The organism is Sneathiella chinensis (genome assembly GCF_012720115.1).
Lineage (GTDB): Bacteria > Pseudomonadota > Alphaproteobacteria > Sneathiellales > Sneathiellaceae > Sneathiella > Sneathiella chinensis.
The window spans coordinates 22,077-42,942 of record NZ_VNWN01000006.1 but is presented as its reverse complement, the minus strand read 5'-3'; the positions used below and the strand labels follow the sequence as shown (position 1 = coordinate 42,942).

The 20,866-nt window shown below is 58.7% G+C and carries 24 protein-coding genes; 5 read left to right on the top strand and 19 right to left on the bottom strand.

Annotation, left to right across the window (positions count from 1 at the left end; genetic code table 11):
* Positions 1–39 precede the first annotated feature (39 nt).
* From FQB27_RS10325 to FQB27_RS10315, 3 genes are read left to right on the top strand one after another with little or no spacing between them, the layout of a single operon-like run.
* Positions 40–897, top strand: coding sequence for an ABC transporter substrate-binding protein (locus FQB27_RS10325; RefSeq protein WP_169560974.1), 858 nt, complete (start codon positions 40–42; stop codon positions 895–897).
* Positions 894–1,910 carry a FecCD family ABC transporter permease gene (locus tag FQB27_RS10320; protein ID WP_169560973.1) on the top strand — a complete coding sequence of 339 codons (1,017 nt, stop codon included), beginning with the start codon at positions 894–896 and terminating at the stop codon, positions 1,908–1,910. The genes FQB27_RS10325 and FQB27_RS10320 overlap by 4 nt, the downstream gene beginning before the upstream one ends.
* The gene (locus FQB27_RS10315; RefSeq protein WP_169560972.1) at positions 1,907–2,701 is read left to right on the top strand and encodes an ABC transporter ATP-binding protein; all 795 of its coding nucleotides are present in this window, start codon (positions 1,907–1,909) and stop codon (positions 2,699–2,701) included. The genes FQB27_RS10320 and FQB27_RS10315 overlap by 4 nt, the downstream gene beginning before the upstream one ends.
* Here the strand turns inward: FQB27_RS10315 and FQB27_RS10310 are convergent.
* From FQB27_RS10310 to FQB27_RS10230, 17 genes are all read right to left on the bottom strand, one after another.
* Positions 2,670–3,566 carry an energy transducer TonB gene (locus FQB27_RS10310; RefSeq protein WP_169560971.1) on the bottom strand — a complete coding sequence of 299 codons (897 nt, stop codon included), beginning with the start codon at positions 3,564–3,566 and terminating at the stop codon, positions 2,670–2,672. The genes FQB27_RS10315 and FQB27_RS10310 overlap by 32 nt on opposite strands.
* Before the next feature lie 9 nt (positions 3,567–3,575).
* On the bottom strand, positions 3,576–3,965 hold the full coding sequence (locus FQB27_RS10305) for an ExbD/TolR family protein (protein WP_169560970.1): 390 nt from the start codon (positions 3,963–3,965) through the stop codon (positions 3,576–3,578).
* 37 nt (positions 3,966–4,002) lie between these two features.
* A complete protein-coding gene (locus tag FQB27_RS10300; RefSeq protein WP_169560969.1) occupies positions 4,003–4,425 on the bottom strand; it encodes an ExbD/TolR family protein in 423 nt (140 codons plus the stop codon).
* Complete coding sequence (locus FQB27_RS10295) at positions 4,412–5,101, bottom strand: MotA/TolQ/ExbB proton channel family protein (RefSeq protein WP_169560968.1); 690 nt, start codon at positions 5,099–5,101, stop codon at positions 4,412–4,414. The genes FQB27_RS10300 and FQB27_RS10295 overlap by 14 nt, the downstream gene beginning before the upstream one ends.
* Positions 5,102–5,264: 163 nt before the next feature.
* On the bottom strand, positions 5,265–6,086 hold the full coding sequence (locus FQB27_RS10290) for a phosphodiesterase (RefSeq protein WP_169560967.1): 822 nt from the start codon (positions 6,084–6,086) through the stop codon (positions 5,265–5,267).
* Positions 6,080–7,108 carry an ABC transporter ATP-binding protein gene (locus FQB27_RS10285; protein WP_169560966.1) on the bottom strand — a complete coding sequence of 343 codons (1,029 nt, stop codon included), beginning with the start codon at positions 7,106–7,108 and terminating at the stop codon, positions 6,080–6,082. The genes FQB27_RS10290 and FQB27_RS10285 overlap by 7 nt, the downstream gene beginning before the upstream one ends.
* A gap of 13 nt (positions 7,109–7,121) precedes the next feature.
* On the bottom strand, positions 7,122–7,937 hold the full coding sequence (locus FQB27_RS10280; protein WP_169561351.1) for an ABC transporter permease: 816 nt from the start codon (positions 7,935–7,937) through the stop codon (positions 7,122–7,124).
* A 10-nt stretch (positions 7,938–7,947) separates the two neighbouring features.
* Positions 7,948–8,769: an ABC transporter permease gene (locus tag FQB27_RS10275; RefSeq protein WP_169560965.1), complete on the bottom strand. Its 822-nt coding sequence runs from the start codon at positions 8,767–8,769 to the stop codon at positions 7,948–7,950.
* A gap of 85 nt (positions 8,770–8,854) precedes the next feature.
* Complete coding sequence (locus FQB27_RS10270; RefSeq protein ID WP_169560964.1) at positions 8,855–9,868, bottom strand: ABC transporter substrate-binding protein; 1,014 nt, start codon at positions 9,866–9,868, stop codon at positions 8,855–8,857.
* Positions 9,869–9,882: 14 nt separating this feature from the next.
* Positions 9,883–10,929 carry a LacI family DNA-binding transcriptional regulator gene (locus FQB27_RS10265; protein WP_169560963.1) on the bottom strand — a complete coding sequence of 349 codons (1,047 nt, stop codon included), beginning with the start codon at positions 10,927–10,929 and terminating at the stop codon, positions 9,883–9,885.
* Between the two features lie 344 nt (positions 10,930–11,273).
* The gene (locus tag FQB27_RS10260) at positions 11,274–12,527 is read right to left on the bottom strand and encodes a TRAP transporter large permease (RefSeq protein WP_169560962.1); all 1,254 of its coding nucleotides are present in this window, start codon (positions 12,525–12,527) and stop codon (positions 11,274–11,276) included.
* The gene (locus tag FQB27_RS10255; protein ID WP_169560961.1) at positions 12,524–13,048 is read right to left on the bottom strand and encodes a TRAP transporter small permease; all 525 of its coding nucleotides are present in this window, start codon (positions 13,046–13,048) and stop codon (positions 12,524–12,526) included. Before FQB27_RS10255 ends, FQB27_RS10260 begins: the two co-directional genes overlap by 4 nt.
* A gap of 40 nt (positions 13,049–13,088) precedes the next feature.
* Complete coding sequence (locus tag FQB27_RS10250; protein ID WP_169560960.1) at positions 13,089–14,063, bottom strand: TRAP transporter substrate-binding protein; 975 nt, start codon at positions 14,061–14,063, stop codon at positions 13,089–13,091.
* A 17-nt stretch (positions 14,064–14,080) separates the two neighbouring features.
* Positions 14,081–14,728 carry a flavin reductase family protein gene (locus FQB27_RS10245; RefSeq protein WP_169560959.1) on the bottom strand — a complete coding sequence of 216 codons (648 nt, stop codon included), beginning with the start codon at positions 14,726–14,728 and terminating at the stop codon, positions 14,081–14,083.
* A 5-nt stretch (positions 14,729–14,733) separates the two neighbouring features.
* Complete coding sequence (locus FQB27_RS10240) at positions 14,734–15,672, bottom strand: carbon-nitrogen hydrolase family protein (protein ID WP_169560958.1); 939 nt, start codon at positions 15,670–15,672, stop codon at positions 14,734–14,736.
* A gap of 55 nt (positions 15,673–15,727) precedes the next feature.
* Positions 15,728–16,648, bottom strand: coding sequence for a fumarylacetoacetate hydrolase family protein (locus FQB27_RS10235; protein WP_169560957.1), 921 nt, complete (start codon positions 16,646–16,648; stop codon positions 15,728–15,730).
* A gap of 24 nt (positions 16,649–16,672) precedes the next feature.
* Positions 16,673–17,788, bottom strand: coding sequence for a cupin domain-containing protein (locus FQB27_RS10230; RefSeq protein WP_169560956.1), 1,116 nt, complete (start codon positions 17,786–17,788; stop codon positions 16,673–16,675).
* Positions 17,789–17,938: 150 nt separating this feature from the next.
* Here FQB27_RS10230 and FQB27_RS10225 point away from each other — a divergent pair, with 150 nt between their 5' ends.
* On the top strand, positions 17,939–18,640 hold the full coding sequence (locus tag FQB27_RS10225) for an FCD domain-containing protein (RefSeq protein WP_169560955.1): 702 nt from the start codon (positions 17,939–17,941) through the stop codon (positions 18,638–18,640).
* Positions 18,641–18,731: 91 nt separating this feature from the next.
* Here FQB27_RS10225 and FQB27_RS10220 read toward each other — a convergent pair whose 3' ends face one another.
* Positions 18,732–19,607, bottom strand: a complete 876-nt coding sequence (locus FQB27_RS10220) for a TauD/TfdA dioxygenase family protein (protein WP_169560954.1) — start codon at positions 19,605–19,607, stop codon at positions 18,732–18,734.
* On the opposite strand from FQB27_RS10220, the gene FQB27_RS10215 reads away from it, so the two are divergent.
* Entirely contained in the window at positions 19,590–19,850 is a 261-nt protein-coding gene (locus FQB27_RS10215; RefSeq protein WP_169560953.1) for a hypothetical protein, read from the top strand. The genes FQB27_RS10220 and FQB27_RS10215 overlap by 18 nt on opposite strands.
* Before the next feature lie 118 nt (positions 19,851–19,968).
* Here the strand turns inward: FQB27_RS10215 and FQB27_RS10210 are convergent, their stop codons facing one another.
* A complete protein-coding gene (locus FQB27_RS10210) occupies positions 19,969–20,478 on the bottom strand; it encodes a host attachment protein (RefSeq protein ID WP_169560952.1) in 510 nt (169 codons plus the stop codon).
* Between the last annotated feature and the right edge of the window lie 388 nt (positions 20,479–20,866).

Genomic DNA, 20,866 nt, shown 5'->3' with positions numbered 1-20,866 from the left:
GGCGCCCGGCACACACACCAGCGCGGAGGATACATCCGAGTGAAACGCACACTGATCTTGGGACTGGCCGCAGCGGCCGCCCTTCTGTCCGCCGGACCGGGACAGGCGCAGGATCATGACAGGACAAACGCCCCCAAGCGGGTGGTGTCCATGAACCTGTGTACAGATCAGCTTGCCGTTCTGATTGCCCGGCCAGAGCAAATCGCTTCGGTATCCTTCCTGTCCCACCAGAAAATATCCTCGGTTCTGGTCCGCGAGGCCCGGCGGTTTCCCGCCAATCGCGGCACCGCAGAGGAAATCTTCCGTCTGCAACCCGATCTGGTGACCGTTGGCCGCTATTCCGCGCCATCCACCGTGCATCTTCTGAAACGACTGGGGATGAATGTGGTGACGTTTGAACCGGCCCGGGATTTCCCCTCCATCCGCGAGAATATCCGCAAAATGGGAACCATCCTGCATCGGCAGGAACAGGCCGAAAAAGTGGTTGCGGCCTTTGATGCCTCTGTCCGGTCTGCCCGGGATAACGCCAACCGTTCCGGCGCAGTCATTGGCTCCTATGCCGCCAACGGGTATTCGACGGGCGGCGACAGTCTGGAAAGCGCCCTTGTCGAGGCCGCCGGCTTTCGGCATCTTGGCACCGAACAGGGCCGGACCGGTTCCATCAAAATACCGCTGGAAAGCCTGCTGGCCCAAAACCCCGATTACCTGCTGACATGGGATCATTATGCCAATGACGTCTCCCGTGCCACCGCCGTCATCCGTCACCCGGCCTTGCAAAAATGGTTTACGGAAGACCGGCACCTGAACGTTCCCAGTCGTTACTGGGTCTGCGGTGCCCCCTTCACCGCCACTGCCATCCACCACCTGATCGACGCAACGGGCAAGCCTTCTTCATGAAACACGACACGTCCCCTTCCGCCCTACCCTATGGCCCGTTTCTCGGCGGCCTTGGCGTTCTTGCGGTTCTGGTTTTCGGAGCCTCCCTGCTGATCGGGCCTGTATCCATCTCGCCCCTTGAAGGGTGGCAGGCCCTTGGCGGGGACGACACCAACCTTCTAACCCTTGTGCTGCAGGAAATCCGCTTTCCGCGGGCCATATTGGGGGCTGCCGTAGGGGCCATTCTGGGCCTGTCCGGGGCGGTACTGCAAGGCCTGCTGCGGAACCCGCTGGCGGACCCCGGGCTGCTCGGGATCAGTGCGTCGGCCTCCCTTGGTGCGGTGATTGCGCTTTATTCCGGGCTGGCGGCCCTGCATATCTTTGCCCTGCCGGTTGCGGCCCTGACCACCGCCACGCTGGCGGTGTCGCTGATCATTCTTCTGGTCGGGCGCAGCTTTGACATCCTGACCATCATTCTGGCCGGGGTGGCGCTGACCTCGCTTGCCGGGGCGCTGACATCGCTTGCGCTGAACCTCTCGTCCGATCCGTTTGCCGCCCTTGAAATCGTTTTCTGGATGATGGGCTCCCTCACGGATCGCAGCATGGATCATGTGTTCCTGTCCCTGCCCTTTATCATGGCAGGCGGTGTTCTTCTTTTTGCCACAGCGCGGGCACTGGATGCACTCAGCCTTGGGCATGACGTTGCGACCAGCCTCGGGATCAACCTGAAACGCACCCGGACTCTGGCCATTTTCGGAACCGCCATCGGGGTCGGCGCGGCAACCGCCGTCAGCGGCGCCATCGGCTTTGTCGGGTTGGTGGTGCCCCATGTGCTGCGGCCCCTTGTCGGCAACCGGCCAAGCCATCTGTTACCGGCCAGCGCCCTTGGCGGGGCCATCTTCCTGATGACAACCGACATTCTGGTCCGGGTCATCCTGCCGGGCAAGGACCTGAAACTGGGGGTCATGACGGCAATGGTCGGTGCCCCGTTCTTCCTGTGGCTTCTCTATTCCCTGAAAAGGCGCGCCGTATGACCTTGCTTTCCTGCACATCCCTGACCGCCTCGCTGGGACGAAAACAGGTTCTGGACGCTGTTTCCTTTGCCGTGGACCGGCCACAGCTAATCGGCCTGATTGGCCCCAATGGCGCAGGCAAATCGACACTTCTGAAAACCCTTGCAGGGGTGCTGGATCATGGCGGCGACGTCCAGTTCCGCGGGCAGGATCACCGCGCCATTCCCGCCCCTGAGAAAGCCCGGTCCATTGCCTATATGCCGCAGGAAAGGGTTGTTCACTGGGACCTTGCCTGCCGCGATGTTGTTCTGCTGGGCCGCCTGCCCTATCGCGGTTGGGCCGGACGGGCCAGCACCGAAGACCGGCAGGCCACCGACGATGCCATGGGCAAGATGGATGTGCTTGAGTTTGCCAATCGGCCGTTCAACCAGTTATCCGGCGGGGAACAGGCCCGCGTCCTGCTGGCCCGTCTTCTGGCCCAGTCCCCGGCACTGGTTCTGGCTGACGAGCCCACCAACGGGCTGGACCCGGCGCACCAGATCGGCCTGATGAAAACCTTCCGTTCACTGGTGGATGAGGGCAAAACCGTTATCCTGTCCCTGCATGACCTGACGCTGGCCGCGGCGTGGTGTGATCGCCTTTTGCTGCTGGATCACGGCAGGATGACCGCAGACGGACCCCCCGAAACCGTCCTGCAGGCAGAAACCCTGCGACAGGTGTATGGGGTGGAAACCGAATGGGTCACCACCTCGCGCACGGCGGCGGTGATCGCGGTGGATATCAGTTCATCTCGTACACCACGGGAAACCTGAAGGCCATCTGATCCCCGGACATGCTGGCCGGAAAAGGCTCAAACGGTACGGATTTTTCCACCATCCTGAGGGCCGCCTGATCCAGCGCCGGATAGCCGGAGGATTGCTCGATCACCACATCCCGGACCCTGCCATCCGGCAGCACCGAGAAGGACAGATGGACAACCCCCTCCATCCGGCGGCGCTGCGCCAGACGGGGATAGTATTTATTGGCAATCAGGCGGGCACGAACCCTGTCCCGATACCGATCCGCGGCCTGCAATCCATCGGATGATACCTGACTTCCCCCCGCTCCCGACAGGGCGGAGGCGGTATCCTCAACGGATGGATTGGGCGCGTTTCCGACTGCGTTCGTATTCGCTTCGGCGTTCGCCTCTGCATTCGAGTTCTCGTTCGAGTTCTCATTCGAGTTCGCCTTTTCGGGGGACGCATCCACCTCGGTTTTTACTGCCTCGACAGGATTGTTCTGCTCTGTCTGGGGCGGGGTAACCGGCTGCGCCGAAATGGCCGCAGGCTTATTTTCAGGTCTGGCCTTTGGCAGGGGGACTGGCGATGTCTTTTCTGATTCTGTCCTGTCTGTTTCAGGCGCGGGGTCAACCGGGGCAACCGGGGGTGCCTTCTCCGGAAGTGGCTGTGCAGGCAGCGTAGCTGGTTGCGGAACGGCTGCACGAATATCGGCGTGCGCCTCTCCTTCATCCGCCTTTGGGGACGGTCCGCCCCCCAGTTGCAGAACCGGCCCACCGGCCGCCCCCGCGCCCCCATCGGTGGCCAGGGCGCCCCACTCTTTCCAGACGGCCAGCGCAGCCGCGTGAAAGGCAACGGACAAGACCAGAAACAGGGATATTTTCAGAAACGCCTTTCCCATTCCCCGTCCTCAGCCCTGCCCCTTGACGGTCATCAGGCGGATATCCGCTGTTCCCGCCGCACGAAACCGCTCCAGAATGTCAATCAGCCGCGCGGCTTCCAACCGTTGATCCACCAAAACCCGAAGCGGCGATCCTTGCAGGGCCGTGCCCCCGGCCCCGGTCTTGTTCCACGGGCCGGGACCGGCCAGCAAGCCGTCCAGATCAGTGGTCACGCCCCGAAACAGGACCGTTCCGTCCGGCAGGATCTGCACGACATCCGATTGCGGCGGCACGACCGGCAGGTCGGACGTTTCCGCCGGAATCAACTCCCGCGCTGTTGGCGGGGCCACCACACCGGCAACCAGAAAGAAAATCAGGATCAGGAAAACCACATTGATCAGGGGCACAGTATTTTCCATGACAGGCCTTTGACGGGGGGCGCGGGTCAGCTTCATATCATTCCCCCAGTGAAACCGTCTTGAGAGACGTTTGCCGCAACTGCTCAAGAACGCTTACCATCTGCTGCACCGCCACGGCGCCTTCCGGGATCAGGACAGCCTCTTCCCCGCCGTCCTCCTGAAAGGCGGCAATAACACCGCTCAGCCGGGCAAGCTCCATCCAGCGCCCGTTGACATGAACCCATCCATCGCCCCGCACCCGAACAGACAGGACCGGGGCATTCTGTGCCTCCGTCGGGACGGCACGGCCCATACCGCTTCCCCCGTCTTCCGGGGCCGGGGCGGCAACGGTCAGGTCAAATTCGGAATAGCGCACAAAGGTAGAGGTCAGCATGAAAAACAGCAGCAACAGAAAGATCACGTCAATCAGCGATGTCAGGCCGATAAACCGGTACCGTCTGCCGGGCTTACGAACGCGCATGCGTACCCGCCACGGCCCGGGGCAAATCGTTCCGGGGGGCAGCCTGTCCCGCCGCTGTCAGCTCCCCTGTCAGGACCGAGGTGACCATCCCTTCCAGAATTTCAGTTTCGCGGTCCACCAGTGTCTCGAACCACGTGGCCAGCATGGACGCGGGAATGGCAATGGCAAGCCCCACCGCCGTGGTCAACAGGGCGACCCAGATACCAGCGGCCAGAACCGACGGATCCACATTGGCCCCGGCCCCTTCCATGGCCTGAAAGGCATCGATCATGCCAAGGACCGTTCCAAACAGCCCCAGCAGCGGTGCCACCTGCCCGATCACCTCCAAAACGCGAATGCCGCGGCGGGCGGCGGCGATCTCGGCTGAGGCCACCCGGTCGATATCCTCCCGGACAAGGGCGCCCTGATCGGCGTTGTAAAGCTGCCCGCGCATGGCATGAAGCAGGGAAACCGCAACCGGGCCACGGGCCTGTTCCAACAGGTCCAGCGCCTCTGCGGACGGGTACCGCTGCCACACGTTCAAGGCCCGGTATGCAGGGCCATGACGCCCCAGCCCCATCCGGTAAAATGCCCACCCCTTGTACAAGGCGGCCGCCAGCCCGATCACGGACAGGACAAGCAGGATCGCGACAACGGGGCCGCCTTTGTCATACAGGGATTGAATGGCTTCTAACATGCTCTTGCTTTCATGGACCGAAACGCGGATCAGCGGCCCCTATGGACCAGCCCGCGCATCATACCCGACCATCAGGCCCAAGAAAACCACCTGCAACAAAAACGGAGCGACACATCCGCATCGCTCCGTTTTCATTCAAAAGGCGAAAGCCCGTTTCAGGACATCAGTCGATCAGGCATCCTTCGGCATCAAAGAACGGGTACGGCCCCTCGAAATCACCGATCATGCTCAGGTGGGTCAGCACCTGCCCCGCCTCGTCAATATAGAACAGGCGCATCATCGCCGGTTCCAGACTGAACCCCGGCGCCCCTTCCGGATCAAGATCAAGGGTCACCGCATGGGCGGCGCAGGGGCCTGTACTGACCCCAATGCCGTTGATCACCTGTTCACAGGCCCGGTGCAAATGCCCGCAGGCCAGATGGCGCACCTGCTTGTGACGCCCGGCAACCGCCATCAACTCGTCCCCGTTCAGCAACCGCTGTACATCCATATGCCGGATACCGGCCACGAAAGGCGGATGATGAACGAACAGCAGGGTCGGACGATCCGGGGCCTCTGTCAGGCGGGCATCCAGCCAGTCCAGCTTTTCCGGGCTCATGAAACCGTGGGGTTTCCCCGCCACCGTACTGTCCAGACCGATCAGCCGAATGGGATGATCATCCACCACATACTGATAGAAGGGTAAATCATCCGGCTGGTAACGGGTTCCGGCAAAGGCTTTGCGGAAGGTGTCCGCCTTGTCATGGTTGCCCGGAATGACATACCACGGAGCTTTCAACCGCCCCAGATGATGCAGAAGCAGCTCGAACTCCTCGGGCCGGCCCGCATCGGTCAGGTCCCCGGACAGGATCACCGCATCCACGGCGGGCGTGAACCCGTTCACATGGTCAATCACCCGCGCAAGGCTGGCGGCTGTATCCACCCGCCGATAGGCAAGTTTCCCGGCGGCCTTGATATGGGTATCCGTGATTTGCGCAATCAGCATGCCGATTGCCCTCCCTCACAGCCGGACATGTCGATCAGCCGGTCCAGATTCATTTGCAGATGTACTTCCGTGCCAATAGCAAACTCGGCCCGGTGCTTGCTGTCCACGACCACCTCGGCCTGATCATGCCCGGCGATCACAAGCCGGGTCCGATCCCCAAGGAAGAAGGCTGATTTCACATGCCCGGAATAGTTTCCGCTATCGGCGCTGACAATCTCGGCATCCTCGGGACGGAAGAACAGCTCCGGCGTCGATCCCTGATACCCCTTGACCGAGGCCGCAGACACCCGGTTCAACGTCCCGATAAAGTCTGCAACGAACGGGTCCGTCGGATTATAGTAGATTTCCCGCGGGGTGCCCGACTGGGCGATCCGTCCCTTGCTCATGACCACGATCCGGTCGCCAAGGGCCATTGCCTCCGCCTGATCATGGGTCACATACACGGCCGTAATGCCCAAGGTCCGCAGCAGGCTGTCGATTTCAACCCGAAGCCGGTCCCGCAGCAACGCATCCAGCGCTGCCAGCGGTTCGTCCAGCAGCAGGACACGGGGCCGTGTGGCGATGGCCCGGGCGATGGCGACACGCTGCCGCTGTCCGCCCGACAACTGGTCGATCTTGCGGTGCGACAGGTCGCTGATCTGCATCATTTCCAGCATCTCGCCGACCCGGTCGTTGATCACGGAGCGATCCTCCCGGCGCACCCGCAGGCCATAGGCGATGTTGTCGAACACATCCATATTGGGAAACAGGGCGTAGGACTGGAAAATCATTCCCACATTTCGTTTTTCAATGGGAATGCGGGTCACGTCGTCCCCGTTAAACAGAACCCGCCCGCCCTGATCGGGGCTTTCCAAGCCCGCAATGATCCGCAGCAGCGTGGTTTTCCCGCAGCCGGATGGCCCGAGAAGGACAACCGTCTCGCCGCCGGAAATTTCAAGATTAAGGGGATAGAGAGCGGTTGAGTCGTCGCCAAAGGTTTTGGCGCATTGCTGTAGGGAAACAGCGGTTTTCGATACACTCATGACAGGAATACCTTTATTGAGAGCTGGTTTCAGGGGCCGGGGCGCGCGTTTTCTTGCGCTCTCGCGAGACCCACTGCATGGCCAGCAGAAGCGGAATAATCATTACAAAGAAGACAAGGGTGTAGGCACTGGCCACTTCCAGCCGCATGGACGCGTAACTGTCCGCCAGCCCCACCGGCAGGGTTTTCGTCATCGGTGTATGCAGCATCCAGGTCAGGTTGAATTCCCCGACAGACAGCGTCACCACCATCAGCGACCCGGCCACAATCCCCGAACGGGCATTGGGCAGAACCACCGTCCGAAAGCGCGTCCAGAACGACGCCCCAAGGCTGGCGGCCCCTTCTTCCAGTTCCTGAAAATTGGTGGAGGACAACACGGCCAGAACCGACCGCACCATAAAGGGCAGCGTATAGAGGACATGCCCGACCAGAATGAACAGCCAGCTTGCCCGGAAATCCCGATATCCCCCATAAAGCAGGATCAGGGCCAGTGCGATGGCCAGCCCCGGAATAGCCACAGGCAGGACAATGGCCTCCTCCACCAGACGGGCGAACCAGCCCCCCTGACGGGCAAGCACATAGGCGGCGGGAACCCCGATGATCAGGGTAATGGCCAGACAGGCAACGGCAATCATCATGGACAGGTAAATTGTCTCAAGATAAAGGTTCAGAACCTCCTGCACCCAGCGCAGGGTCAGTCCGCTGGAAAGCCCCTTGAAAAAGTTTTCCGTGACACCGGCACTGACCGACAGGATGACCGGAACAATAAGAAAAGCGCAGACCAGCAGGGTCAACGCCAGTTGAAAGCGATAAATCCAGTTTTTCGTCATCATGTTCCCCTTATCCCGCCGCTGCCGTTGTGTTGCCGGACAGGCTGCGTGCGATGAACAGGGCAATCCAGGTGATTACCCCCAGAACGATGGACAGGCTTGCCGCCCCGGCGATGTTCGCATTCAGTGTAAATTCCGTATAGATCGTCATTGGCAGCACATCGATATTGGTGGCCAGCGTGAAGGCCGTCCCGAAGGCGCCCATGGACGTGGCGAAACAGATGGCCCCGGATGAAATCAAGCCCGGCTTCAGGGCGGGCAGGATCACATCCCGGACCACGCGCCAGTTGGACGCCCCAAGACAGCGGGCCGCCTCCTCCAAAGACAGGTCCAGCTTTTCCGCCGCCGCCATGATCGTCAGGATCACACGGGGAATGGAGAAATACAGATATCCGATGAACAGCCCGAAAGAGGAATAGGCGAACACCACCTTATCCATACCAAGCGAGGATGTGATATCACCAACCAGTCCTTGCCGCCCGGCCAGCATGATCACCATGAACCCGACCACAACGCCCGGAAAGGCCAACGGAAATGTCAGGATGGAGATCAGCGCCTCGCGGCCCGGAAAACGGTTGCGCACAAGGAACAGGCCGGAAACCGTGGACAGGACAAGGGCCGCAAGGGTTGCCGCAAGGGACAACAGAATGGTGGAGACCATACTTTCGAAATGTCGCGGCGTGGTCAACAAGGAGAGATATGCCTGAATGCCATCTTCCCCCGATGCACCGACAATGGCCAGCTTCACCATGGGCACGATGAAAAACACCGTAAAGACAAGCGCCATGGGGAAGAACAGGACAAACAATCTGGGATAGTTATTATTCTTCATGAAAGATGCTTCTTGGAAAACGGAGGCGGTATGAAAACCGCCTCCGGATTGAGAACGAGAACGTGAATGAGACTTCAGGTACGAATTACCGAACTTCGTTCAGGTAGCGTTCCTTGAAGGCGTTCTGGACGGTCGCCATTTTGGCGTAATCCACCGGCTTGGCGCGGGCGTAATCTGTATCCGGCAGGAACTTGGCCGCCGCTTCCGCAGACAGCGCAGAGGCCCGGATCGGACGCAGGAACGCATTCGCCCAGACTTTCTGCCCCGTATCGGACATCACGAAGTCGAGGATTTTCTTACCCTTTTCCGGGTTCGGGCCGTTCTTCACAAGGCTCATCACGTACGGGACAACAACACTGCCCTCTGCCGGGATTACAAAGGCCGCGTTGATCTGGTCCTTGTACATGGCCCGGTAGGCGTTGAAGTCATAATCCAGCAGGATCGGAATTTCGCCGGACAGAACACGGGCATAGGCTGTCTGTTTCGGAACGATCGGGTCGTTTTCAGCCAGCTTCTTGAAATAGTCGATGCCCGGTGTGAAATCGTCGAGGGTTCCCCCCATCGCCCGGTTGATGGCAACCGCCCCGGCATATCCGACAAATGCGGAAGACGGATCAAGATAACCGACCATCCCCTTATAGTCAGGCTTCAGCAGGTCCGCCCATGAAGACGGGACCGGCTTGCCGCCCAGCGCATCCACATTCACAAAGAAACCAAGGGTCCCGGAATGAATGGTAAACCAGTTCCCTTCCGGGTCCTTGAGGCCTTCCGGAATTTCATCGAAATGAGCGGGCTTATAGGCTGACACAACCCCTTTTTCAGTGGCCTGAATACCGAAAGACACACCATAATAGGCCACATCGGCAACCGGGCTTTCCTTTTCCGCCAGCAACTGCGACAGTGTCTGGCCGGAATTCTTGTTGTCATGGGGAATATCATACCCTAGGTTGTCCTTGATCATTTTGAGCTGCGTTGCCCAATCCGCCCATTGCGGCGGACAGTTATAGCAGATGGCATCAGCGGCACTTGCGGTTGTCGCACCGACGGCACCGAACAGCGAGAGACCTAGAACAACATTTCTTAGGGACTTTCCAATCATGGCAGGTATTTCCTTTACTTGGTTTGGTTAAGTTCCGAAGGGCCAGTAGGGCTTGGCTTGGCGGCGGGCCCTACTGACTCCCCTATTTGCAAACGATAGGGCAGGATCATCGTGTCTGGATCACTCCCCCCTTGCAGACAGGCCAGCAATTGCCGGGTTGCTGTCTGACCCATGTCCCGAGACGGCTGAACAACCGTTGTCAGGGTGGGATGAAGATGGGTTCCAATGGCAATGCCATCGAACCCGAGAACGGAAACATCCTCCGGCACATTCAGGCCGATACGCTCCAGCGCACCGATCACCGATATGGCAAGAAGATCATTGGAACAGAAAAGAGCGGTCGGCGCGGTATCGCGGTCACGCATCAGCAGGACCAGCGCCTCTTCCACTTCTGAATTGACGAAATCAACCTCAAGAACCCGCGGCGCGGGAAACCCTCTCGCAACAATCTCGGCGGTAAAGCCATCGCGTCTGGCCATCGCCCGGTCAGAGGCGGAGAAACTGCCCGATACCATGCCAAGGCGCTGATGCCCCAGCGCCAGCAGATGCTGCGCCACTTCGCGTCCGGCGGCAACGTTGTCAATGGTCACGGCGGGCCGGGCCGAACGCCCGGACTGGTTATAAAGCAATGTATACGGCACCCCCGCCGCCTCCAGCAGGTCGAGGGCGGGGGCCTCCTCGGCATCGGCAACGGTCAGGATCAGGCCATCCACCCGATATTCCAACAGGGAGGATACGGCCTCGACCTCCTCGGCGCGGTTGTATTCGGTCGAGGTAAACATCAGACGATACCCTTCGGCCCGAGCCGCCTCGTTGATCCCGGAGACCGCATCCGAAAAGACCGGGTTTGACAGGGACGGAATCACCACGCCCAAGGACTTGGTATGAGAGGTGGACAGGCTGCGCCCCACCGCATTGGGCCGAAACCCCAATTCGGCAATCGCCGCGTTGACCCGCTCTGCTGTTGCGGGCCGCAGTTTTCCGGTGCCATTGATGTAGCGCGACACGGTTGCCAGCGATACCCCTGCCCTGGCGGCTACGTCCTTGATCGTCGATGGCACGTCCCGAAACCCCCTGTTTCGTCAATTTATTTTCTAAAGAATACAAGCATCTCTCAGAATGTAAACGTTTACATTGTTAAAGTTTTATGATGCCCCCGCCCCCAAAATCACAACCCCGGCACGAAACACCCTTGCTGCTGACGGATGGGCCGCATTCTAGAAGGGCGGCACTGTGCCCCCTGCCCCCGCGCTTGGGAAAACCTTTCCATGGCGAAGACCGGACAGCCACAAGCAAGGCCCCCATACAAAAGAAGGACCCTGTCTTGCGACAGGATCCCTCTTGGCGGGGGAAGGTTGAGGACGGCGCCTGCCCCACTGGCGCCGTCCGCATGAGGGTCCCCGGATCACATGACCAGTGCCGGGAACAGGATGGTCGCGATCACCACCAGCATGGTGATCAGGACGAAGGGAATGATCTCCCGGACCAGTTTCGGGAAAGGAACGTTGGCCACCGCCGACGCGATATAGAGCCCGGTTCCCACCGGCGGGGTCAGCAGACCGATGGTCAGGGTCATGCAGACCACCACCCCGAAATGGATCGGATCAATGCCATAAACCCCGGTCGCGATCGGCAGCAGGATCGGCACCAGAATGATCAAGGCCGCAATCCCGTCCAGAAACGCCCCGACCAGAATGGCGAAGGCAAAGACCAGAAGAAGGAAAACCGGCGCGCTTGAGGTCAGGCTTTGCAGCACTTCAGCCATGGCCTGCGGCACCTGATTATAGGTCAGCACCCAGCCGAAAACCTTGGCCGTCGCAATCAGGAACAGGACCAGCGCAGAATTGGAGGCTGTCCGCCCGAGAATGTCCGAAAGATCGCTGATCTTCAAATCCCGGTACAGGCAGAACCCCAAAAAGATGGCCACACCGGTTGCCAGCGCTGCCGACTCGGTCGGGGTAACGATGCCGAAGGAAATACCGCATACAATGATCACCGGAATGGACATTCCGGCCGCGGCCCCAAACAGGCTTTTCCGAAGGCCCTCACGCTCTGCCACTTCGGCGGTTTCGGGGGCGATGCGAATTTTATTCTTGATGGAGATATACACCACCAGCAACACGAACAGGAAGGTACCCGGCAGAATGCCGCCAATGAACATGTCCGCGATGGAGGCCTGCGCCACCACGCCAAAGATAATGAAGATCATGGACGGCGGGATCACCGGACCCAACATGCCCGCCCCTGCCACCAGCGCCGCCGAGAAACTGCGGCTATAGCCGTCCTTTTCCATCTGCGGCACCATGACCCGGCTCATGATCGCGATCTGCGCCGTGGCCGATCCCATGATCGAGGCCAGCATCAGGTTGGCCGTCAGCGACACATAGGCCAGTGAATTGGGCAAACGCCCCAGCATCAACTGCGCCGCGCCGATCAGCCGCCGGGTGATGCCCCCGGCATTCATGATCTCTCCCAGCAGGATGAAAAGCGGGATTGCCAGAAGGTCGAAAATCTCCAGTCCGCTGAAGATAATCTGCGGCATCGCGTCCAGCACCCGGAAATTGCCCGTGCTGAACATGAAGATAAAGGTCGATGCCAGCAGCACGAAGGCCACCGGCATACCGATCGAAAGCAGGGCTGCAAAACCAAAGGCTGTCATGATGTCTCCTCATTCCGGCCGGCGTCACCGCCCAGCAAATACAGGACATTTGCAAAGGTATGAAAACTGGTCAGGGTAAAGAACAGCGGCATGATGGAATAGAACGGCCATTTCAGGGTGCCAAGCGTCAGCGCCTGCTCAAACGCCACAGCACCGGAATTGACCCAGCGGAAGCTGACATACATCAACACAAGGCTGACCGCGCACATCAGGGCTTCCACCAGAATATTCAGGGCTGTCCGGGCGGGGCCGGACAAATAATCCGCAATAAAGGTCAGGGAAATCATCTGCCGGTTGGCCATGGCCACGGAACTGGCCAGAAAGGCCATCCAGATCAGGGTATAGACCGCCAGTTCCTCTGCGAAATAGAGGGGGCTGGACAGGACATACCGAAGCAACACGTTGACCAGAAGCAAGCCTGCAAAAAACACAATCAGAAACTTGCAGACCCACAGCTCCAAGCGGGCAAGGCCGTGGCTGAACGCCACGACCCCGTTTTTAACCAAAACACATAATTCCATGTAAAACCCTTACGCAGGTGTTTTCAGGGGAAACGCCGGATTACTTTCCAACGGTAGCCTGGAATTCAGCCACCAGCGGAATATCGCCGAATGCCTTGTTGAACGCCTCGTTGGCAGAAGAGAAGGCTTCCGCTGCGTTCGGCATTTCTGTCACGGTCATTTCCGCTTTCAGCTTGGCCATGTTGCGCTCTTCCGCTGCAATCTGCTGCTCACCGGCCCAGACAAGGGTCTCATCCATAACAGCGCGGAACGTCTTCTGCTGTTCCGGTGTCATTTTTTCCCATGTGGCCTCGGTCACCATGGCAACGCCCGGGAACGCCATGTGGCTGGTCACGGTCAGGTGCTCTGCGACCTGCTGCATGGAGAAACCAACCAGCGCGTCAAGATCGATATCAACACCGTCCAGCAGACCGGTGCTCAGGGCCTGATAGGTATCACCCAGTTGTACCGGGGTCGGAACCGCACCGGCGGCTTTCCACCAGACCTGCATACCCGGGAACGGTGTGATGCGGATCTTTTTGCTATCCAGACTGTCCAGACCGGTTACCGGGTCCTTGGCTGTCAGGATGTGACGCATCCCGGCAAAGACATAGCCCATGCCCTTGATGCCGAGGGGCTGCAATTCACCCAGAATTTTCCCGGCAACCTCGGTTTTGGAGGCGGCAATGGTGTCTTCCACGCTGCTTGTCTTGAACGGGGAGAACCACGCAAGGAATGCGGGGGCCTTCGCGCTTGTGGCGGCGGCACTGATCACGCCCATGTCAACCACGCCAACCTGCATCTGCTGCAGCAGGTCGCCTTCCGTCCCCAACTGGGCACTTGGGAAGACGGCAACCTCAATCTCGCCATTGGTTGCCTCGGCGATCTTGTCCGCGAAACGTTCCGCCGCCTGTGACCAGACATGCTTTGGCGGAGTGCCGGTTCCCAGACGCAGCTTAAGCGCCTCGGCCTGTGCTGTTCCGGTAAAAGCCACGGTTGCCACTGTCAACATGGCTGCAATTTTTGACATTTTCATTTGAACCCTCCTGTAGGTCATGATGTTTGTTTTTCTTCTTTATTCTTCCAGTCAGCATATTTGGGACGCTCAATCTGGAAACGATCCCGCGTCCGGCTGTACCATCCCGTCCCGTGAAGACGCCCGACCAGATCAAGCCCGGCCGTATCCACGTAACACCGTTCCGCGTTCTCCACATACCGGTCGTCAATGCGCATGGACACAACCCGGCCGATGACAATGACCTGCTCCGGCCCTGTCACCACAGACGACAGGTTGACGCATTCAATACTGACCGGTGACTGGGCAATCTGCGGCGGGGCCACCTTCGCGGACGGTAGGGTTGTCAGGCCCGCAAGGTCCAACTCCCCCACCTCTTTCGGGGCATCGATGGCGGTGATATTCATCGCCTCTGCCAAGGCCTCGGGGACAAGATTGATCACAAACTCCCCCTGCTCCATGATATTGGCAGAGGTATCCTTGAACCCCTTCACCGGGTCCTTCAGGATGCCAACCGCCACCGTGGGCGGCGTGTGCCCCATGACATTGAAAAAGGAATAAGGCGCCGCGTTGACAACCTTGTCCCGGGACAGGGTCGTGATCCAGGCGATCGGCCGCGGGGTCACGGTGGACCCCAGCAGCTTGTAGGCCTGGACAGAGTCCAGGTCGGAAAAATCGAAATGCATGGGGATCAGTCCTTTCTGGACACGCGGCGAACCGCCGCCTTTTCCCGATCATCCACCTGCAACTCGAAGATATCCGGGCGGGCATAATGCCCGCTCACATCAAAGTCGAACTTGCCGCGGGGAATGGCCTCCATGTCCGCCTCGGCGACCAGCAGGCTCTCGCCCGAGAAATCCGGCCCGGCCAGAACAGCTCCCAGTGGATCGACAATGGCACTGCCGCCCCGCATCATCACCGTTTTCGGATCATCTCCCAGCGCGGATTCGTGCTTGTCCCCGAATTCCCCGCGCGTGATATACTGGCAGGCGGTCAGGACAAAACACCGCCCTTCCAGCGCGATATGCTGCATGCTGGGAAGCCATGTATCCCGGTCGTCCGCCGTCGGCGCACAATAGAAATTCACGCCTTGCGCATACATATGCATGCGGAGGGCGGGCATATAGTTTTCCCAACAGATAACGGCACCAACCGTCCCAAAGGACGTCTCGACCGCCTCCATTGTTGACCCGTCGCCAAAGCCCCAGATCAGGCGCTCCGCCCCGGTCGGCATCAACTTGCGGTGTTTGCCGACAAGGCCATCCTGTCCATCGAAATAAAGAACCGTGCAATACAGGGTTCCGCCATCGCGCTCGATACAGCCCATGACAACAAACATGTCATGTTCTGCCGCGGCGGTCCGAAGGATATCCACCTCGATCCCGTCCAGATCAATGGCGGCATCATAGTACCGCTGAAAGGCTTCCCGCCCCTCCGGCTTTCGCATCCCGATGGGCGCCCCGAAAGACGCCCCCTTGGGATATCCGCCCAGCAACGCTTCCGGGAAAACCAGAAGACGTGCGCCCTTGGTTGCAGCATGTTCGATATAGGCGGCCGCCTTTTCCGCAGTTGCGACAGAATTGTCAGGAACCGATGAAATCTGGGCGACAGCGACTTTAACTTTATTCATGATAAACCACGCGGATTGTTCAGGATGATTGGTTCAGGGTCAGCTACGGCAGGTGTCAGTTCCGGGAACTGTCAACGACCGGATTGCGCAGCACGCCGATATTCTCGACGCCGCATTCAATCACATCGCCGGGCCACATGAATTCCTGCGGCTCCCGTCCGGCGCCAACCCCTTCGGGGGTGCCCGTTGCAATGATATCGCCGGGCTCCAGCGTAATACCGGAAGAAATATCGGCAATCAGTGTCGGTACATTGAACAGCATGTGACGGGTGTTGGAGTTTTGTTTTTCCGTTCCGTTCACGGTCAGCCACAGGTTCAGGTTATGGGGATCCTCGATCTCGTCTGCGGTGACAATGACCGGACCGAACGGCGCATAACTGTCCTGCCCCTTGGAGAAGATCCACTGACCGGCGCGGCGGTTGTCGCGGGCACTGACATCCAGCATGACGGAATAACCAAAGACACAGTCCATGGCCGCGTCCTTTTCAATCCGGCTGGCTTTCCGGCCAATAATCACGGCCAGTTCGACTTCCCAGTCCAGTTGCTGTGTCATGTTCTTGTCGTGCAGGATCGGATCGCCCGGTCCGACAACGCTGGTCGGCGGTTTTGAGAACACAACCGGCTTCTCGGGCAGGTCCTTGGAGGTATCCAGCGACTTGGCGCTTTCCGCCACATGCTCCACATAGTTCAGGCCAATGCCGAAGATGTTTTTGCGGGGGCGCGGAATGGGCGCCAGCAGCGTCACATTCTGGACCGGCCATGCGGTGTTTACAGGCCACTGCCCGGCGCAATCCTCCACAAGGGATTTCAGCGCCGCGACCGCCGCCGGTCCGGCGTCAATCATATCAAGCATGTTGTCGGGCAACTGCTCTGCGAAACAGGCCGCCAGAGCCTCCACATCCACAATCATGTCGTCAACAATGACACCCAGACGCGCAGCGCTTTCCACCGAGGCGCGATAAGTCGCCAGCTTCATACTTTTCTCCTTAAACTCAAATGATTATGCGACGGGCTGGTGCCCGTCATTGTCGCCAAACGCTTCTTCCCGGTAGATACCCAGGCTGCGCATGACGGGAAGATCGTTCAGACAGAACAGACAGGCGTCCTCGCTCGCGGATTTGTTGGCATGCTCATGCCACGCCCACGACGGAACACAGAAAATATCGTTTTTACGCCAGTCGAACCGGCGTCCGTTGATCACAGAATAGCCCTCGCCCTTGGCCACATGATAGAGATAGCTACCCGTATGGCGGTGGGCCTTGGTCTTCTCGCCGGGGCGCAGCATCTGCATGGACGCGCCCATGGTCTGCATCACGGGCCCCGACGTGACCGGGTTGACATATTCCATCATCACCCCGTCAAAGGGGGACCCATCGGTGACAGCGGCATAGTCGTTCAACGCCTCGTAGGTCACATCCCAGCGATACTTGAACAGCGGCGAATAGCCCTTCCCCCATCCCTCATTGGTGGGACGCAGGCCGGACTGGCCCCATTTGCTCACCATGTCATTGACCGGGTAGCCAACCGCCTGATTGAGGTCGGGATGCACCTCGTAGAAATTTGCCTCCAGCGCGTTCATCAGGGGAATATCCAGTCCATCCTGCCAGATGCAGGTTTCCCCATCCTCTGACACGCCATGTTCATGCCATGTGCCGTTGGGGGTCAGGACAAAATCATTGGCGCCCAGCGTCATCTTGTGCCCATCCACAATGGTAAAGGCCCCCGACCCTTCCATGATGAAACGGACGGCGCTGGCCGAATGCCGGTGGGCCGAGGCCAACTCGCCCGGCTTCATGGCCTGCAGGCCGGCATAAATCCAGCCAACCGCCGCGGCCACATCCTGCCGCCCCCGGTTGTTCAGATAGACAACCCGGCGACCGGCTTTCTCCGGCGTCACCAGTTCAATAGAGCGGAGCACATGCTCCCGCAGGTCCTGAAACCGCCACAGGGTGGGAATGGATGTGGATGCCGGCTCCCACGGCTCGATCTTGTTGGCGACGGTCCACAGCGCCCCGGTATCGAACTCTTCCAACTGGTCGTAATAGTCCAGCAGTTCCTGAGTATCTTCCACATTGGCGCGACCGATCACATCTTCGCGGTGATTTTCTCGTTTCATTGCCCAGCCCCGTTTCATCGATTTCCGTTCAATTTTTTCAACGATAAAACATAACATTTTCGATGTCGATACGGATTTTCGAAAATTTTTCATTTTGCGAAAACCGGTTCCTCCCGTATCCTGACACGGGATTAATCAAGGAAAATGACAATGACACTGGCAGATCACTGCTATGACCTGATCCGAAGCGATATCGTGACCGGCGTGCTGCCTCCGGGGCAACCGCTGAAGATGGACGCTCTGAAGGTTCGCTATGGGGCGGGTTTTTCCCCGCTGCGGGAAGCGTTGAACCGGTTACAGGCGGACCGGTTGGTGGATCTGGCCTCGTCGCGGGGGTTTCGGGTATCCTCCATCTCGCTTGAGGAAATGTGGGATGTGATCCAAACGCGTATCCTGATCGAAACAGATGCCATCCGCAAATCCATTCAATATGGGGATGACCGCTGGGAAATTGACGTGGTGTCGTCCCTGCATGCCCTGTCCCTGCAATCCCAGCGCCTCAATGAACTGGATCGCCCCGCCACAAACGAGGAAATCCTGTCTCTTGAAAAGCGACACAGCGCCTTTCACAAGGCCCTCATTGCCAGTTGCCAGTCACAATGGCTGCTCAGCTTTGCGGAAAAACTGTATGTGGAGACAGAGCGTTATCGCTTCCCCATCCTGACCGACCGGAAGCTGAACAAGAAGCGGAACCTGAACGACGAGCATACGCGCCTTGCCAATGCCGTCACCTCCCGCGATGCGGACGGGGCCGCTGCCCTGATCGAGGCGCATCTGCTGAAAACCGGGGAAACGCTGGAGAATAATTTCGAGATCATCTTTCCCGACCAGAACCAACTTGCGGCTGGTTAAAGTTTCTCCCCCGCTCCCGGCCTGACGGGAGCGAAACGGGGCGGCCCACCTGAACAGGGAGGGCCGCCCCAACCATCAAGACAGCCGGCCTTTACTGCGCCAGCGCCAGTTCTGTTTCCGGATCACCGGCAATGCGGGAATGCAACATCACACGCGGTTCGCTGAAATCCCACTCGCAAGCCCGGTGCAGCAAACAGCGATTATCCCAGATCACCACATCCCCGGCGGTCCAGCGATGCTGATAGGTCCGGCGCTCATCTGCGACGGCAAACCGGTTCAACTCGTCGATCAGCGCATCAGATTCCGCTTCGGACAGCCCCGGAATACCGAAGGCGTGACGCCCAACGGCCAGCGCCTTCCGCCCCGTTTCCGGGTGCAGCTTGACCAGCGGGCGCAGCGGCACCTCGCCCACATTGATCCCGTATCCGATATATTCACTATTTTCCTGCTTGGTCTCTGCGCCCATCCGCTTCTGGCTATGCTCAAGGGAATGGTAGGCGGCCAGTGTGCCGATCTTCTCGCGGGTCTCCGCGTCCAGCGCATCATAGGCATCGCGCATATCGGCAAAGGCCGTATCGCCCTGGGTTGCGGGGACAACCTCGGCACTGAAAACCGCGCCCTTGGCCTGCACCGGCATATAGGTGCTGTCCTGATGCCACTCCATATTGCCGCGGATGATCTTCATCATGTCATCATCCGGCGCATCCCGAAGGCTGCCATCTGCCTTCACATTGCTGATCCGAACCGCCTTCAATTCCTCAATCAGGTCACCAAAGCGCCGGGCAAACGTCATCTGCTCATCCTTGCTGAGATGTTGCCCCGGAAAAATCAGCAGACCATAGGTCAGCCACGCGGCATAAAGATCATCAAACGCGGCCTCGTCCAACTCCCGCAGATCAAGATCCGTAACAACCGCGCCAAACGACTTCTCAAGGGGTGCAACCGTAAAATGACCGGTGGATTGCATGTTTTCCTCCATTTTTTGCTTTTTGTTTTTATTCTTGTTCTTCTTTTTTATTGGGCTTTTTGCTTCGCTCTTCTTCCCTTCCCCTCATTTAACGCCTTTCCAGAATTTTCCGCAAGCCTTGCTGTTCCGACAAGGCTGCTTGCAGGGACAAACCCGGTCCTGCCACAGCCTGAAAACAAAAAAAGCGATCCGGGGAGTGACCCCAAATCGCTTTTCACCCTCAATCATCATTTGGAGCGATGAATATCAGATAGTTTTCAGCAACATACATTACCAAACCGGAAAATAGAAAAATCCCCAGACGAACAAAACAACCCCGAGGGGGGACGCCCCCCAATCAGTTGGGCGTGCTTCATCGCACCTACATCGCCTTGTCCAGATAGTCGGACAACTCTCTTTCATTGAGATGCACAAGGTCCTTGTCCAGTTCGGCGGTCAGGCTGGCGTTCACTTCCTTGCTGAGTTTCGGGCGCAGCAGGCCCAGCGTTTTCGGGGCGGCGATCAGGATCAGGCGATCAAAGGCCTGCGCCTCAACGGCTTCGTTCAAATAATCAGCCAAGGCCAGCATGAACGCATCCTCGCCATGCCTCATCGCATTGTCATGGGCCTCAAAGCGATGCCGCCCGCCGCCGCCAAACGGGTTGGGCATCCGCCCTGCGGTGGCATTGGTAATCTCGGCCTCGGGCTCACTCACCGGACAGGCCTCTCCTATTTTCTCCAGATGGGGCGTTCCTGTTCGGAAAAAATGAGCCTGTTCAGAGTTTGTCGCCACCACCCAGGTCTTTGGCAAGGCGTAGCCGTCAACCGCATGTTTTGCTTCGATGAAGGGCTTCAAGCCCTCGTTTGCAATCCTGCCGGATAAAGTCATCATGGAACCACCGTCATTTTTTAATGGAAATGCCATGAAAACAGCGTCAAAAGCTGCCCCCTCCTTCCATGGTGGTCTGAAACTCCCCCTCATACATCACGCAAATTTCTGAACGAACATTATTTTGATTAATTACGGAACCCCGGTATTTCACCAAAAGACACTCAGCCCCCACATGACAAATATCAAGAAACTGCAATTAATCCTTCCCCCCATAATCAGCGCTCCACCATGCCGAGCGACCTTGCCTGTTTCACGGTATCGGCATTCAAAATCAATCACATAGTGATCATTTTTGGATTGACAAATATATGAAATTGCTTCTTATACTGCGTGAAATACTCTCGATGTTAGAAAGAGTTGCGGTCTTTTCAGGCGGATGTCCCGGCTC